The sequence below is a fragment of the Flaviramulus sp. genome (assembly GCF_982512915.1).
This window is the reverse complement of the sequence record NZ_CEWOCJ010000016.1, coordinates 23,218-37,231: the sequence shown is the minus strand read 5'-3', so window position 1 is coordinate 37,231 and position 14,014 is coordinate 23,218. Positions and strand designations below refer to the sequence as shown.

11 protein-coding genes are annotated in these 14,014 nt (G+C 32.2%); 6 read left to right on the top strand and 5 right to left on the bottom strand.

What is annotated here, in order from left to right:
- Position 1: 1 nt before the first annotated feature.
- Positions 2-1,306 carry a 30S ribosomal protein S12 methylthiotransferase RimO gene (gene rimO, locus AC1XJX_RS10690; protein WP_482003973.1) on the bottom strand — a complete coding sequence of 435 codons (1,305 nt, stop codon included), beginning with the start codon at positions 1,304-1,306 and terminating at the stop codon, positions 2-4.
- A gap of 115 nt (positions 1,307-1,421) precedes the next feature.
- On the opposite strand from rimO, the gene AC1XJX_RS10685 reads away from it, so the two are divergent.
- The 6 genes from AC1XJX_RS10685 to AC1XJX_RS10660 all read left to right on the top strand — a co-directional run bounded on the left by AC1XJX_RS10685 (position 1,422) and on the right by AC1XJX_RS10660 (position 6,853).
- Positions 1,422-2,504 carry a serine hydrolase domain-containing protein gene (locus AC1XJX_RS10685; RefSeq protein WP_482003972.1) on the top strand — a complete coding sequence of 361 codons (1,083 nt, stop codon included), beginning with the start codon at positions 1,422-1,424 and terminating at the stop codon, positions 2,502-2,504.
- A 221-nt stretch (positions 2,505-2,725) separates the two neighbouring features.
- The gene (locus AC1XJX_RS10680) at positions 2,726-3,172 is read left to right on the top strand and encodes a DUF4870 domain-containing protein (protein ID WP_482003971.1); all 447 of its coding nucleotides are present in this window, start codon (positions 2,726-2,728) and stop codon (positions 3,170-3,172) included.
- A 181-nt stretch (positions 3,173-3,353) separates the two neighbouring features.
- Positions 3,354-3,695, top strand: coding sequence for a PadR family transcriptional regulator (locus tag AC1XJX_RS10675; protein WP_482003970.1), 342 nt, complete (start codon positions 3,354-3,356; stop codon positions 3,693-3,695).
- Positions 3,692-5,488, top strand: a complete 1,797-nt coding sequence (locus tag AC1XJX_RS10670; protein WP_482003969.1) for a PspC domain-containing protein — start codon at positions 3,692-3,694, stop codon at positions 5,486-5,488. The genes AC1XJX_RS10675 and AC1XJX_RS10670 overlap by 4 nt, the downstream gene beginning before the upstream one ends.
- A gap of 95 nt (positions 5,489-5,583) precedes the next feature.
- Entirely contained in the window at positions 5,584-6,099 is a 516-nt protein-coding gene (locus AC1XJX_RS10665) for a nuclear transport factor 2 family protein (protein WP_482003968.1), read from the top strand.
- Between the two features lie 28 nt (positions 6,100-6,127).
- The gene (locus AC1XJX_RS10660; protein ID WP_482003967.1) at positions 6,128-6,853 is read left to right on the top strand and encodes a head GIN domain-containing protein; all 726 of its coding nucleotides are present in this window, start codon (positions 6,128-6,130) and stop codon (positions 6,851-6,853) included.
- A 425-nt stretch (positions 6,854-7,278) separates the two neighbouring features.
- Here AC1XJX_RS10660 and AC1XJX_RS10655 read toward each other — a convergent pair whose 3' ends face one another.
- The 4 genes from AC1XJX_RS10655 to AC1XJX_RS10640 form a co-directional block, all read right to left on the bottom strand.
- On the bottom strand, positions 7,279-8,049 hold the full coding sequence (locus tag AC1XJX_RS10655) for an SDR family NAD(P)-dependent oxidoreductase (protein ID WP_482003966.1): 771 nt from the start codon (positions 8,047-8,049) through the stop codon (positions 7,279-7,281).
- Positions 8,050-8,257: 208 nt separating this feature from the next.
- Entirely contained in the window at positions 8,258-8,974 is a 717-nt protein-coding gene (locus AC1XJX_RS10650) for a FadR/GntR family transcriptional regulator (RefSeq protein ID WP_482003965.1), read from the bottom strand.
- A gap of 182 nt (positions 8,975-9,156) precedes the next feature.
- Positions 9,157-10,479 (bottom strand): RagB/SusD family nutrient uptake outer membrane protein, encoded by a 1,323-nt coding sequence (locus AC1XJX_RS10645; RefSeq protein ID WP_482003964.1) that lies wholly within the window; start codon positions 10,477-10,479, stop codon positions 9,157-9,159.
- 10 nt (positions 10,480-10,489) lie between these two features.
- Positions 10,490-13,672 (bottom strand): SusC/RagA family TonB-linked outer membrane protein, encoded by a 3,183-nt coding sequence (locus AC1XJX_RS10640; RefSeq protein ID WP_482003963.1) that lies wholly within the window; start codon positions 13,670-13,672, stop codon positions 10,490-10,492.
- Between the last annotated feature and the right edge of the window lie 342 nt (positions 13,673-14,014).

Sequence of the window (14,014 nt, the reverse complement as noted above, 5' to 3'; positions counted from 1 at the left end):
TTTAATTTACAACATCGGCATATAAATCAAAATCTTCTGCTTCAATTATTTTAACTTTAGCAAACTCGCCAGTTTTTAAATAGGTTTTAGTGGCATCAATAAGTACTTCGTTATCAACATCTGGAGAATCAAACTCTGTTCTTCCAACAAAATAGTTACCTTCTTTTCTATCAATTACCACTTTAAACTCTTTCCCTATTTTTTGTTGATTCAATTCCCATGAGATTTGGGATTGAATTTCCATGATTTGATTTGCTCTTTCTAATTTAACATCTTCAGGTACATCATCTTCTAAATTATAGGCATGCGTATTTTCTTCATGAGAATAGGTAAAACAACCTAGACGCTCAAAACGCATCGCTTTAACCCAAGCTTTTAACTCTTGAAAATGTGCTTCTGTTTCACCAGGATAACCAACAATTAAAGTGGTTCTGATAGTCATTTCAGGCACAAGTTCTCTAAATTTATAAATTAAATTAGTAGTTTTCTCTTTATTAGTTCCACGACGCATGCTTTTTAAAAGATCATCCGAAATATGTTGTAATGGAATATCTAAATAATTACAAATTTTAGGTTCGCGTTTCATAACATCTAAAACATCCAATGGGAATCCTGTTGGAAACGCATAATGTAAACGTATCCACTCAACACCTTCTACTTTAACTAAAGCTTCAAGTAATTCTGCGAGATTTCGTTTTTTGTATAAATCGAGTCCGTAATAAGTTAAATCTTGTGCAATTAAAACCAATTCTTTTACACCTTTAGCGGCTAGTTTTTCAGCTTCTGTAACAAGTTCCTCAATAGGTGTGCTTCTGTGTTTACCTCTCATGATAGGAATCGCACAAAAAGAACAAGGCCTATCGCACCCTTCAGCAATTTTTAAATATGCATAATTTTTTGGTGTAGTAGTTAATCGCTCACCTATGAGCTCATGTTTATAATCGGCACCTAAAGCTTTTAATAATCCGGGTAATTCTGTTGTACCAAAATACTCATCTACGTTAGGGATTTCTTTTAATAAGTCTGGTTTATAACGTTCACTTAAACAGCCTGTAACAAAAACTTTATCAACTTCGCCATCTTCCTTTTTTTGCACATATTCTAGAATAGTATTAACACTTTCTTCTTTAGCATTATTAATAAAACCGCAAGTATTAATAACTACAATATTACCTTCTTCTTCATGCACCACATCTTTACCACTGGCTTTCAATTGTCCCATCAATACCTCGCTATCGTAAACATTTTTACTACAACCAAGTGTTACAACATTTATCTTATTCTTTTTAAGAGTTTTTGTGCGCATAATATATATAAATCAGGGCGCAAAGATACATAATGATTCAGTATTTTGAGTTTGAAATGATCGACTTTATTAAACCTTTACTATATTTTTGTGTCTCAATATGAAAACCTAAGTTATGAAATCTAAAATCTACATTGCAATTTCTGTGGTATTAGTGCTTTTTAATTGTTCATCAAATGAACCGATAATAGAACCTATTTCTGATACTATCTATTTTCCGCCCATAAATTCTGATACTTGGGAAACCGTTTTACCATCTGAACTTGGATGGAATGAAAACCAATTGCAACCACTGTTAGATTTTCTTGAAGAAAAAAATACTAAAAGTTTTATAATCCTTTATAATGGTAAAATTGTTGAAGGAACCGAAAGTTACATGAACGGGCATGCTAATAATCTACCTTGGTACTGGGCAAGTGCTGGAAAAACTCTAACTACAGCTATGTCTGGCATTGCACAAGAAGAAGGTTTAATACATCTTAATAATAAAGTATCAGACTATTTAGGTACAGGTTGGACAAGTGCCTCGTTAGAAAAAGAGGACTTAATTACATGTAAAAATTTACTATCGATGAATTCTGGATTAGACGACACTTTAGGTGATGATGTATCTCCAGCAAATCTTCAATATGTATCTGATGCAGGAACCCGTTGGGCGTACCATAATGTATATGTAAAAATGCAAGATGTGATTGCGGAGGCTAGTAACCAAACTTGGAATAACTATTTCAACACTAAGCTTAGAGATAAAATTGGTATGTCCGGATTTCCTAGCACATGGTTTTCTTTGGGTGGATTAAGCGTTTATAGAAGTGACACTAGAAGTATGGCGCGTTTTGGACTGATGATTTTCGCAAAAGGTAAGTGGGAAAATACACAAATTGTACCAGAAAGCTTTTTGAATGACGCTACAAATACCTCCCAAAACATAAATCAATCTTATGGGTACTTATGGTGGCTTAACGGAAAATCTTCTTACCGTTTACCACAAAGTCAATTTCAGTTTGATGGTAAATTAATACCAAATGCGCCTAATGACATGTATGCCGCTTTAGGTAAAGATGATCAAAAATTATATGTAGTACCTAGTAAAAAATTGGTTATTATTAGAATGGGAGATACAGGCGATGGTGAGAACTTCGCACTTTCTAGTTTTGATAACGATTTATGGGGAAAAATTAATGCTTTTATAAACTAATCCTAATTTACTGAAACTAGGCTTGTTTTTTAATTTACTTTAAAGATTTGGAAAACTAATACTTACATTTAAAAGCATACTTCCTTATTGATTTTAGATTAATATTTATGAGTAAATAAATTATAAATGTTAAAATTATGTTAATTTTAAGTACTATGTGTAACATAATACCTTCTTTTAGACATATATTTGTATAGGATATTATTATACGGTTCAAAATTATGCTAAACAATCATCAAAAAAACATTGCAACTTTTATTCATTTATCAACTTTTAGTAGGTTTATAATACCTTTTGGAAACTTTATTGGTCCGGTTATTTTATGGATAGCCAATAAAGATAAATCAGAATTTATAGATGCAAACGGTAAACAAATCATCAATTTCCAGATAAGCATTATGCTTTATGCCATCATTTTAGGAACTTTAACCATCCCGTTTTTCATTTTTAAAATATTAAATGGTTTTGATTTTATTGATTTTAATGGTTTTAATGATGTTCATATTAATATTGGCAAACCATCACCTTTATTATATATAGGTGGCTTTTTAGGAGTTTTGGCTGTTATGGCATTTATTCTTGAGCTAGTTTTTATAGTTATAGCGAGTTTAAAAGCGAGAGATGGCGAGGTTTACAAGTATCCATTTACTATCAATTTTCTAAAATGACAACTTAAAAAGTAGCACAGGTTGCGTTAGGGATTGCTGCTGCATCCTTTTTTGAGGGACGAAAAAAAGATATAGCGAAAAGCCCGACCCGAAAGGGTAACACCCAAAAAAAATAAAATTTCATCAATAATCAAATCAATCAAAAAATGAACAGTTTCACAAAATTAAAACGCTTTAGAACATGAAGATAGAAAACACAAAAGCACAAATGCGTAAAGGGGTATTAGAGTTCTGCATATTATCCGTCTTAAAAGATGAAGATGCCTATGTAGCAGAAATTTTAGACACCCTAAAAGACGCGAAGTTGCTTGTAGTAGAGGGAACTATTTATCCGCTACTTACACGACTTAAAAATGCTGGACTTTTAAATTACAGATGGGAAGAATCGACCTCTGGACCGCCAAGAAAATATTACGGTTTAACGGAGACAGGAAAACTGTTTTTAAAAGAATTAAACACCACTTGGAGTGAATTACACAACGCAGTAACCATAGTAACAAGCCAAAAAACAACAAAACAATGAATAAAACAGTCAACATAAATTTAGCAGGTATATTTTTTCATATTGATGAAGATGCTTACCTAAAATTGCAACGCTATCTTGAGGCTATAAAACGTTCATTCACTGACTCTCAAGGTCAATCTGAAATTATTGCAGATATAGAAGCGCGTATAGCAGAACTTTTTACAGAGCGCGTACAAAACCATAAACAAGTTATACGAATTAAAGAAGTAGATGAAGTAATATCTATAATGGGTCAACCTGAAGATTATTTGGTTGATGACGAAATTTTTGAAGATGAAACTTATACGTCTTATTCAAAAAAATCAACATCAACACAATCGTCTAGAAAATTATTTAGAGATACGGACAACTCATACGTTGGTGGTGTTTCATCTGGATTAGCACATTATTTTGGTGTTGATGCTTTATGGATTCGTTTAGCTTGGGTTTTATTAATTTTTGGAGCTGGAACAGGTATTTTACTATACATCTTACTTTGGATTTTAGTACCTGAAGCTAAAACTACTGCCGAAAAAATAATGATGACAGGAGAACCTGTTAACATTAGCAACATAGAAAAAAAGATTAAAGATGGTTTTGAAAATGTATCAGAAACCGTTAGTAACGTTGCTAAAAATGTAACGGATTCTGTATCAAATGCTGCAAAAAATGTGGATTTTAAGAAACAAAGCAATACCATAAAATCATCATCAAAAACCTTTTTTGATACCATAGCTGATGTTATTATGTTTTTCTTTAAAGTATTTGCGAAGTTTGTAGGAATAATACTGATAATAGTAGGAGCATCTACTTTGTTAGGATTAATTATAGGGCTACTATCAGTGGGTGTTGTAGATATTATTCATATCCCAGGATTAGACTTGTTAGATATAGTTAATGCTGGCAATACGCCAATATGGCTTGTATCTCTTTTAACATTTTTTGCACTTGGTATTCCATTCTTTTTCTTGTTCTATTTAGGATTAAAAATTCTAATTAACAACTTAAAATCTATTGGTAATATTGCAAAATTCACCCTATTAGGGTTATGGTTAATCTCAATAATTTCATTAATCGTAGTGGGAATAAGACAAGCTAGCGAACATGCTTTTGATGAAAAACATATTGTAAAAACAGAATTACCAATAAGAGCTTCTGATACTTTAATGGTAAAAATGGTTAGTAACGATAATTTTAGTCAAAACTTTTACAGACATAATGGTTTTAAACTTGCACATGATGAAAACGGTACTAAAATAATATATGCATCAGATATTGATATTATTGTAAAATCCACTACTGATTCTCTAGCTAAAATAGCTATTGAAAAAAGTGCCGATGGAAGAAGTTACGAAGCAGCAATTGAACGTGCAAAAAACATAAATTATAACTTTGATTTTAGAGAAAACACTTTATTACTAAACTCTTATTTAACAACTAGTACCGAAAATAAGTTTAGTAATCAACAAATAAACATCATCTTATATTTACCTGAAAACTCTATAGTATATTTCAATAATAGTGCAAAATCTTACTTAACCTATCAAAATTATTATGGCAACATTGTTTCAAATGAAAATACAAACCATTTTATGAAAATCCTTTTTGATGAATCGGAATGTTTGGATTGTCCTGAAGAAGATTTTAAAGTTGATATAAAAACTGAAGGCTTAAAAATAAACAGTAAAGGTATAGAAATTAAATCTGAAGATGGTAACTTAAAAATTGATAACCAAGGTATTAAAGCTGAATCTGAGGATGTGAAGGTTAATATTGACTCGAATGGTATTGAAATTAAAACAGATAATTAACAATTCATCATAAACAAATAACAGTTCAGGTATTTAAGTTACTCATCAATAACTAGAATATGGATATTTGAACCAATAATTAAATCAATCAAAAAATGTATCAGTTTAAAAATAAAATAATACTATTTTTAATTATTTGTTTTGGAGTAACAAATCCATTACTAGCTCAAATAAATGAGGATTCAGAATTATTTAGAGCCCTTAAAGTAAAAGATAGTTTGCTGTTTGATGAAGCCTTTAATGAATGTAAAACAGAACACTTAGACAATTTAATTTCTGAAGATTTTGAGTTTTATCATGATATTTCTGGTTTAACAAATTCTAAAGAAAGCTTTATTGAATCTATGAATAATGGTTTATGTGGAAAAACAAACCCATATAAAGCCAGAAGAGAACTAATAAAAGGTAGTTTAGAAGTTTATCCTCTTTATGATAATGGCAAACTTTACGGAGCTATACAAAACGGAAAACACAGATTTTTTGAAACTTTTGAAGGGAGTGAAACAGCTGGTAGTTATGCAAAATTCTCAAGTTTGTGGCTTATTGAAGATAACCGGTGGAAACTTAAAAGAGTTCTGAGTTTTGATCATCAAATGCCTAAACTAAATTAAACCTTTAAATCAATCAAAAAAAATAATTATGACAACACTAATTAAAATTGTTATAACAGCTGTATTAACCTTAACCTTGTTTTCATGTAATTTTGATCTTAACCTAAATCATGGTGTGAGAGGCAATGGCGAAGTTATTACAGTAGATAGAGCTACTAAACAATTTTCGGCTATTAAAGCCACTGAAGGTTTAGATGTGTATATAACACAAGGAAGTACTGAAAGTATTACTGTTGAGGCAGATGAAAACATACAAGAATTAATAATGACTGACATAGAAGATGGTGTTTTAAGAATTCACACAAAAGAAAATATCGGGTACGCTTCAGCAAAAAAAGTTCATATAATTTTTAAAAACATTTCAAGTATAATAACTACAAGCGGAAGTGATTTGTATGCCACAAATACTATTACTACTAAATCTTTAACTTTGAAATCAACTAGCGGAAGTGATATGACATTAGATATAAACACCTCTTTTGTAGATTGCAGTTCGACTAGCGGAAGTGATATAACATTATCAGGAAAAACGACAAAATTAATTGCACAAGCAACAAGTGGTAGTGATATAAAAGCTGCAGATTTAATATCAGAATCCAGTGATGTTAGAGCAACAAGTGGAGCAAACATCACAATAAACACCTATAAAGAATTAACTGCAAACGCAACTAGTGGTGGGGAAATAAAGTATTACGGAAATCCAGAAAAGATAAATAAAAGTGATGGCGTATCTGGAAGTATTAGACAACAATAAAACAAACTATTAATTAAATTAAAGGTAAACTTATTATGTTTTATATTAGTTTGAAATCGTTTTGTTTTTCTCACTTCATTTAAAAAAAAATAATACCAGAAATAATTACTAAAAAACAACAAAAATAATTCAGCCCAAAAGCAGTTCAGAATTAAAGTAAAAGCAAGATTCCTGGACTTATAGCAATTGCCATATTACCAAGTTTATTTCTTTGCTAACGCTCAACTCACCTTGTTATTCATTAGCCGTTACAATTTGCTAAAAATGGCCTGAACGGTCAAGCGCTTCGATAATTGTTGTTACTATTACCGAAGTTTTTTAGAATAAATTCATCTTAGGATAATAAGTGAAATTAAACACAAGAAGATAAATAGCACTAAATGTTTAATATTATATCGCTTAATAGCAAACAATTTAAAGAATAATTACATATTGTAAACACCGCCATTGATGTCAAGGGTAGCACCAGTAATAAAGCCATCATATTCTGAAGCTAGATATAATACAGCTCTAGCAACATCATTTGCATTACCTGCTCGTTGTATTGGAATCCCAGCGGTTGTTGCAGCTGCTGATTCTTTAGTAGTATGTGTATTGTGAAATGAAGTTCCTAGGATTAAACCTGGAGCAACGGCATTAACACGAGTACCTTGTGCTCCCAATTCTGTAGAGAGTGCTCTTGTAAATGTTAGTATGGCACCTTTACTGGTAGAATAAACCAATGACCCAGGATGACCGCCTTTACGACCAGCAAGTGAAGCCAAATTAACTATACTGCTGTTGTCATTTTCTGCGAGATAAGGAGCTGCCGCTCTTGTCACATACATCATGGATGTTAGGTTAATATCCATTACTTTGTGCCAAAACTCGGCTTCCATTTCGCTAAGCATTTTACGAGCAACAAGTGAACCTGCATTGTTTATTAGTATATCCAGACTACCCAAAGTTTCTACTGTTTTTTTGACCATTACATTTGCATCAGCTTCCTTTGTTAGGTCTCCACTTATTGCAACTGCTTTTTGTCCTTTGCTTGTAGCGTAATCTACTAATTGGTTCGCAGTATCGGCACTAGAAAAATAATGTATTGCCACGTTGGCTCCATTGTCAATAAAATGGCGGGTAATTGATTCACCAATACCTTGCGCACCTGCTGTAATGAGAATGTTTTTTCCTATTAATTTATTATTATTTTTCATGGTATATATCTATTTTTTTCAATGGTCGCATACTATTAGCGTATAACCTTTATACATAGGTGTACCGACTATTATTTATTGAAATTTCGTATTATTTTATACTAATTGGGTTCAGATTATTTTAATTTGAGAATTATCATCTTGTCTATTCTAATTTGCATGATTTCATACTAAAACTATGAAATTAAATACTGACAAATTAAAATTTTTATTGTTTAATATCACCGCAATACTCGTACAACAATTTAAAATGCTCTTTCATTTTACTTTTTGCTAATTGCGGATTTTCATCTTTAATGGCTTTAAAAATATCTGCGTGTTCTTTTATTCTTAATTCATCTAATCTATCATAATCAGTATGGTACTTTTTGAAATCGACAATGATTTGAGGTGTAATACCAATCATAATCTGATTCATAGTCACGTTACCACTAGCTTTAGCAATTGCTAAGTGAAATAACAAATCTTCTTGCACGGCATCTTTACCTGATAATAATTTAGTCTCATGAGCATCTAATGCTTTTTTAATCCTAACTAAATCTTCTTCGGTTCGTCTTAATGCTGCTAATCTTACAGCTTTCAATTCTAATAAAATTCTTGTTTCAACCAAAGATTTGAAATTAGGCATTCCAAGACTCAATATATCTTCAACCATTCCATGCATAGCAACAGTTCCTATGTTTGCGACAAATGTTCCGCTTTGTGGCTTAGATATTAAAATACCATAAGATTCTAGTTTTAGAATTGCTACTCTAACACTTCTTCTACTTACATTAAACTTTTCTGCTAGTATGCGTTCTGCCGGTAATTTATCTCCTGGTTGTAAATGTTTTTGACTTATTAATTCGCTTATTTGAGAGATTAGTTTTTTAACTCGGCTGGTAATTTCTTGACTTTCATTTTTTGAGAGAATATCTAAATTCATATAAATAAGCAAAATTTAATTGGCGCACCAGATTGGTTCACGAAATTATTAAAATTAAATCACTTAAAAAACAAACTTTAGTAATAATATAAAATTAAAAAAGGTTAACCGACTATAGTACTCAAGTCGGTTAACCTAAAAAACAAAACTAACTCTAAATTTATTACTATTCTTATTAAATTTTAGTAACCAGGATTTTGAGTAATCACCCCATTAGATGCTAGAATTTCTGAGTTTGGAATTGGAAACACATAATAATTAGGGTTAATTGTTTGTCCCATTTCAGCATCAACGGTTCCTGTTCTTACTAAATCAAACCATCTATGACCTTCTAAAGCCAATTCTACTCGTCTTTCATTAGCAATCGCTGTTCTAATCTCAGCTTGTGAACTTATTGTACCACTTAAGCTATTTAAACCAGCTCTAGTTCTTATAGGATCTAATAAAGGAAGTACTGTGGCTGCTGGAGCACTAGTTTCATTCAATGCTTCAGCATACAACAGAATAACATCCGATAATCTCATTTCTATCCAGTCTTGTTCAAGACCTCCAGTATATTTTACACCTCTAATATTTACCACGTCAATAGTCAACGCTTTCCTTAAATCTGTACCTCCACCCATGGCTGAACTAGCATCAAAAGCAGCCGTTAATCTTGGATCTAAAGGCGTACGAGATTTTGTGTCATTTCCAACAAACCATCCTACAAATTCAGTTGCTGGGTCATATTCATCTGGAATAGAAGTTGACATTTGGGTTGAAAAAATAATTTCTGAACTTCCATCATTCACAACATTAGCAAAGTCACTTTCTAAACTAACTCCAGCCGCTGCGGCTCCGCTAACAACGGCACCTAGTTGTGTTACAGCATTAGGAAAATTACCCCTGTGCATGTAAACTTTTCCAAGAAATCCTTGAGCTGCAATTTTAGTTGCACGTCTACTTGCTAATCCAGAATTATCTAAACCTGCTATTGCCGCTTGCAAGTCTGGAATTATTATGTTATTGTAAACATCAGCAGCTGGTTGTTTGGTAAAAATAGACAAATCTTCTGTGCTAGGTGCAGCAACTAAATTTACTGGCACATCACCAAAAACCATAACAAGTTTAAAGTAAGACAGTGCTCTTAAAAATTGTGCTTCTGCGACTTCAGTAGCATCATCTGAATTATTAATTATATTATTTGCACTTAATATAGATTTGTACAAATTACTATAAAACGGACGAAAAAATTGCTCTACTAAATCTCCACCTGCTAAATCTGAATTAAATCTATCAAAAGCTGGGTATGGTTCTTCATCCATAAGCATATTGTCAGCCCTAAAATCGCCCATTACTGCTAAAGGTGTTGGGGTACCAGTTTGGTATTGATATGCTGCATTTAAAACACCTGTAAAATCCGACAAATTACTAGCTTCAATCTCTTTTGGTGGTGATTGATCCAAATCGTTATCACACGCTGTTATCAGCAACATAGATACTAATACTATAAATATATTTTTCATTATTTCTTAATTAAAAATTAACATTTAAACCGAACGTAAAACTTCTAACAATCGGGCTTGCACCTTCTTGGTAACCGTAAGTTGTAGGTCCTAAATAACCTCCATTTGTAGTCTCTACACCTTCAGGGTTAAATGAAGTATAATTGTCTCCCATGATATACAACAAATTGGTAGCTGCTAAATAAACCCTCAGAGAGCCAATACCTGCTTTACTAACCCATTCTGGCTTAAGGGTATAACCTAAAGTTAAGTTTCTTAAAGCTATATAAGATGCGTCTTGAATACCTGAACCATGTGCATTTCTAGTTTCTTCGTAAAACCTTCCAGTAGCATCGGCTATACCATCATCATTAGCATCAAAACTAGATCTTAACCTACCTCCAAATTGTGATTTCCAATAAATTGGATCGATATTGTAAACTTCGGCACCTTGAGACCCTTGAAACTGGAACGAGAAATCAAAATTCTTATAATTCATATTACTTGACATTCCCCAATAAAAATCTGGAGTAGCTGACCCTAGCTTCACATAATCACCTTCATAAGTAATTTGACCATCACCGTTTTGATCTACAACATACCATTCTGAACTGCCAAATCCAATATTTCTTGATGGATCTGCTATGTGGATTGTTTCAACCTCTCCAGTAACTGCATAACCCCACATTTCACCAAGTTCTCCACCTACATAATTTCTAAATTCCGGACCTCTACCACTCGGTCCACCGTAAACTGTACGAGGAAGTTCATCAAGAGCACCTAAGCTAGTAATTTCTTGATTAACTGTAGATAAGTTGGCACTCATACTCCAAGAAAAATCATCCTTTTGTATAATGTTTGCGTTTAATTCTAATTCTAAACCAGAACTCGTAATATTACCACGATTAAGTATTATTGAAGGTGTACCAATAACCTCAGGAACACTTTGATTAATTAACATATCTTCAATATCAGATGTGTAATAGTCTACACTTAATCTAAAACGGTTATTTTTTATACCAAAATCTGCACCAAAGTTTGTCTCTGTATTAGTTTGCCAAGTTAAGTCTGGATTTGCTACATCTTGCGGAATAAGAAATCCATTACCGAAAGCAGTTGGTGTTGTACCTAAAATACTTAATGCTTGATAAGACCCTAAGAAAGAAGTTGTTCCTAAAGAACCTGTACTAAACCTTAGTTTTAATAAACTCAATGCATCACTGTCTGCTAAAAACGATTCTTTATGTACATTCCAACCTACCGAAAGTGCTGGAAATGTTGCATATCTCTGATTAGCCCCGAAACGAGAATCACCATCTCTTCTAACTGACAAGGATATCAAATATTTATCATCAAAAGCATAGTTTACTCTACCAAAAACACTTCGTCTTGATTGAGTTTCATCTATCTCTTGAGATATTACATCAGCAGGACTAAATTGATTATAGTTTATAGGCAATCCAAATGGTACATTTGTTCCACTTGATTGAAGTCCCTTTATATAAGTATTTTGAAATTCCATTCCAACTACAGCAGATACATCATGTTTATCAGCAAATACTTTTGCATAATTTAAAGTGGTTTCACTTAGTACAGTAGATACCTTTATATTTGATATATTTAAATCGGATTGATTAGAACGTTGTTGACCATCTGCCAAAACACCTTGATAATAGTAATCTTGAGTATCTCTCATATCTGCTCCAAAAACGGTTTTTATATCTAACCCATCTATGATGCTATATTGTAAATAAGAGTTCATATTGCCAAAATATGTTTTTTGCCATAATTCTGCATTGTCAATTTTAGATGCTACACCAGCATCTCCGGTTCCACCAATACCATTTTGATTTCTACCATATTGCCAATCGTGAACAACATCACCTGGTTGTAAATCGTATATACTTGTTGGGTCGAGACCATTACCTCTATAATCTCGGTCAAATGTTCTACCAATATTATTTCCTGTAAATCCTGAATTAAATAATGCTTGTCTGTTTGCATCCAATTGCTGAACAAAATCAATTGAGGCTTGAGTATGATAAATAGGACTTATGCTGTATGCTCTCAAAAGGTCTCTCAAATCATGAGGGATACTATTCTGAAGACTATAGTTAGCATTCAAACTCAATCCAGCCTTAAACTTGTCATTCAAATTTGCATCAACATTCAAACGTGCATTATATCTTTCAAAATCTTGCTTAATTGCAATACCATCGGTACTTAAATAACCAATTGAAGCAAAGATTTTTACATCATCACTACCTCCAGCCACACTAAAATCATGACTCTGCGTATTACCATTTCGGAAAAGAAAATCTTCCATACTCACTACATCTGGAGCATTTGCATAGGCATCTAGTCTATAATTTAATAAACCTGGGTTAATCTCAGAAAGATCATAAGCATCTGTCTGTAACTCCGCTGCCCATTCTCCAGCAGTTTTAAGCATTTCAATATCTTTAATATATTTACTAGAAGTACTTGTGTAGGCATTATAGCTAAATGAAACCTTACCTGATTTTCCTTTTTTAGTGGTTACCAAAATAACACCATTTGCTCCTCTAGAACCATAAATAGCGGCGGAAGCTGCATCTTTTAATACTTCTAAGCTTTCTATATCGTTTGGATTAACTGTAGCTAAACTTCCTGAAATAGGGTAACCATCAACAACAATTAGTGGACTTGAATCACCCGAAAGTGATGAAGCTGCTCTAATTTGAATTTTTGGATCTGCTCCAGGCTCTCCACTTTGATTTTGAATTAAAACACCTGGCAACTTACCTGCTAATGCATCGTCAACACGAGCCGCTTGTATAGCTGCTACTTCTCCACCACCAATTTGAGCTATGGCTCCAGTTAAGTGTGATTTTTTACGCGTACCATAACCAACTACTACAACTTCGTCAAGTTTGGCTGCATCTTCTACCAAAACAACATCAAGTGTTGTTTGACCAGTTATTGTAACAGATTTAGAAACATAACCTAAAAATGAAAATTTAAGTACATCTCCACTTTTTACATTGATTTGGAAATTTCCATCGAAATCTGTTGCCGTACCTGTTGAGGTATTAGCAATAATTACGTTGACACCAGGTATAGGCACATTAGCCTCATCTGATACCGTACCGGATAATTGATATCCATCTTGTGCAAATAATGATATATTAAATATCAATAATAGCACTAAAGTTAGTTTAGTTTTTAAATTCATTTGTCATTTTATTTAGTTAATTGCTTTAATTTATTTTGAAAACATCTTGTTTTCGAGGAGTTAATAATTAGTTGCTAGATAAGTAGTTTAAAATCATAAATATTTAGTTTAATTAGTTTTTTTATTGGTATTCCAGATTGGTTATCCAGATTGGTACACCAAATATATGTTAAAAAAATGTTATAACAAAAATTTTTTACGTTAGCTTATGAAAGAAATAAATTATATTGATGGAAAAGATCTTTTTACATAACAAATCAAAAACTTATTATAACTATCTTTTTTTTTAGTATGATATATTATTAGAAAGAAAGAAACTTGATTGGATATCCTTTAAAAAAG